Annotated in this window: 3 protein-coding genes; 2 read left to right on the forward strand and 1 reads right to left on the reverse strand. The window is 68.2% G+C overall.

What is annotated here, in order from left to right; all coding sequences use genetic code 11:
• On the reverse strand, window positions 1-1,228 hold a 1,228-nt coding region (locus QOC69_RS32330), incomplete at its 3' end, for a phosphoketolase family protein (RefSeq protein WP_526446576.1).
• Window positions 1,229-1,365: 137 nt separating this feature from the next.
• On the opposite strand from QOC69_RS32330, the gene QOC69_RS32335 reads away from it, so the two are divergent.
• Window positions 1,366-2,142: an S-methyl-5'-thioadenosine phosphorylase gene (locus tag QOC69_RS32335; protein WP_526446578.1), complete on the forward strand. Its 777-nt coding sequence runs from the start codon at window positions 1,366-1,368 to the stop codon at window positions 2,140-2,142.
• On the forward strand, window positions 2,139-3,016 hold an 878-nt coding region (locus QOC69_RS32340; protein WP_526446577.1), incomplete at its 3' end, for an NAD-dependent epimerase/dehydratase family protein. The genes QOC69_RS32335 and QOC69_RS32340, both read left to right, overlap by 4 nt.

Here is a 3,016-nt window from a genome sequence, read left to right on the forward strand (position 1 = left end):
TGGCCTCGGCGACCGTCGCGCCGGGGGCGGGGACGTCGACGGCGTAATCCCGGAAGTTGGGCAGCCGTAGATCCTTGAGGAGCACCCCGCCGTTGGTGTGCGGGTTGTCACTCATCCGCAGCGTGCCCGCAGGCGCCAGATCGGCGATTGTGGGAACGAGTTTGCCGTGCTCGTCGAAGAGTTCGTCGGGCCGGTAGGAACCCAGCCAATCCGCGAGCACCTTCAGGTGTTCGGGGGTATCGCGGGCGCTGGCGAGCGGAACCTGGTGTGCGCGCCAGGATCCCGTGGTCTTCTTGCCGTCGATGTAGTCCGGACCCGTCCAGCCCTTCGGCGTGCGGAAGATGATCATCGGCCAGTTGGGCCGCCGCTCGTCGCCGGCGGCGGCGTTCGCCTTGATCTCGGAGATTTCGTTGAACACGGCGTCGAGCAGCGTGGCGAACCGTCGGTGTGCGTCCGCAGGGTCCGCGGCTTCGGGGCCCTCCTTCACCTCGAAGAAGTACGGGTTGTGGCCGTAGCCGACCATGAGGCTGCGCAGCTCTTCGAGCGGAATGCGGTCGAGCACAGTCGGGTTGGCGATCTTGTATCCGTTCAGGTGCAGGATCGGCAACACCACGCCGTCGTTGGCGGGGTTGGTGAACTTGTTGGAATGCCAGCTCGTCGCGAGAGCCCCGGTCTCGGCTTCACCGTCGCCGACCACCGCGGCGACGAGCAGGTCTGGGTTGTCGAACGCGGCGCCGTAGGCATGCGAAAGGGCGTAGCCGAGCTCGCCACCCTCGTGGATCGAGCCCGGTGTCTCGGGAGCGACGTGGGAAGGAATGCCGCCAGGGAAGGAGAACTGTCGAAAGAGCCGCTGGATGCCGTCGACGTCCTGGGTGATGTCGGAGTAGGTCTCCGAATAGGTGCCGTCGAGGTAGGCGTTGGCGACGAGGCCGGGACCGCCGTGACCCGGACCCGTGACGTAGATCGTCGACTGACTGCGCTCCTTGATGATCCTGTTCAGATGCGCGTAGATGAAGTTGAGCCCGGGTGTGGTCCCCCAGTGGCCGAGCAGCCGCGGCTTGACGTCCTCGCGTGACAGCGGCGTGCGCAGCAGTGGGTTTCTCAACAGGTAGATCTGTCCCACGGACAGGTAGTTGGCGGCGCGCCACCAGCCGTCTAGCTGGGCGAGCGTTTCGTCGCTCAACGTCTGGACGTCGGCGGAGCGCCAGTTGGTGGTCACAGCGGTCATGGCAATACGCTCCTGACGAGTCGGGACAAGCTCCATCCAACCCGCGCACGCGCCACTAGGCGCAGACGTGCACGCGCTGTACACGCACGGGTTACCGGGCATGAAGGTTTCGCCAAGGCGTGCACGACAATGGACGGATGCTCGGAGTCATCGGTGGCAGCGGCTTCTACACGTTCTTCGGCCCCGACGCCCGCAGCGTCAGGCTCGACACCCCGTACGGTACGCCCAGCGCGCCGATCACCGTGGGCACGGTCGGGGAGCACGAGGTGGCCTTCCTGCCCCGCCATGGCGTCGACCACGAGTTCGCGCCCCACACGGTGCCCTACCGCGCCAACATGTGGGCGCTGCGCGCGCTGGGGGTGCGGCGGATCTTCGGACCCTGCGCGGTCGGCAGCCTGACGCCCGAACTGGGCCCGGGTTCGATGGTGGTGCCCGATCAACTCGTCGACCGCACCAGTGCGCGGGCGGACACCTACTTCGACTCCGGCGGCATCCACGTCGGTTTCGCCGACCCCTATTGCCCGACGTTGCGGGCCGCGGCAACGGATCTGCCCGGGGTGGTCGACGGCGGTACGATGGTGGTGATCCAGGGTCCGCGGTTCTCCACCCGCGCCGAGAGTCGGTGGTACGCAAACCAGGGCTTCACCTTGGTCAACATGACCGGCTACCCGGAGGCCGTGCTGGCCCGGGAGCTCGAGATGTGCTACGCCGCAATCGCATTGGTCACCGACCTGGACGCAGGCATCGATGCCGGAACGGCCGTCACGGCTGTTGATGTATTTGCGGAGTTCGAGAAGAACCTGGTGTCGTTCAAGCAGCTGGTGCACGAAGCCATCGATCAGGTGGCGGTCGAGCGCACCTGCACGCACTGCCTGGCGCACCAGGGTGTCACGCTGCCCTTCGAGCTGCCGTGAGGGTTCTGGTCACGGGTGCCGCCGGCTTCATCGGGACGCGGGTGTGCGCGGCGCTGACGGCCGCTGGCCACGACGTGGTCGCCGTCGACGCGATGCTCACCGCCGCACACGGGGCGCGGGCCGTACCTCCCGGCGGCGTGCTCGAGGTCGACGTCCGGGATGCCGCTGGCCTGGCGTCGCTACTGCCCGGCATCGACCTGGTGTGTCACCAGGCCGCGGTGGTGGGCGCCGGCGTCGACGCGAGCGATGCTCCGTCCTACGGCAGCCACAACGACTACGGCACCACCGTGCTGCTCGCCGAGATGTTCGCCGCCGGCTGCCGGAGGTTGGTGCTGGCGTCGTCGATGGTCGTCTACGGCCAGGGCTCCTACGGGTGTCCGGTGCACGGCGTCGTCGACCCGCTGCCGCGCATCCGTGCCGATCTCGACGCCGGAGTCTTCGAGCACCGCTGTCCGGTCGGCGGCGAACCGCTCGTGTGGCGGTTGGTGGGCGAGGACGCGCCGCTGCGGCCGCGCAGTCTGTACGCGGCGAGCAAGGCCGCGCAGGAGCACTACGCGTTGGCGTGGGCGGAGGCGACGGGCGGTTCGGTCGTGGCGCTGCGCTACCACAACGTCTATGGACCGTTCATGCCGCGCGACACGCCCTACTCGGGGGTGGCGGCGATCTTCCGGTCGGCAATCGAAAGAGGTGAGCCGCCAAGGGTTTACGAGGACGGCGGGCAGATGCGTGACTTCGTGCATGTCGACGACGTGGCGGCGGCCAACGTCGCGGCGGTCGCCTCGGACGTCGACGGCTTCGCGGCGTTCAACGTCTGCTCGGGGCGGCCCGTCACGATCATGGAGGTCGCGGCCCGACTGGGCGAGGTGCGCGACGG

The organism is Mycobacterium sp. (assembly GCF_032162105.1).
GTDB lineage: Bacteria > Actinomycetota > Actinomycetes > Mycobacteriales > Mycobacteriaceae > Mycobacterium.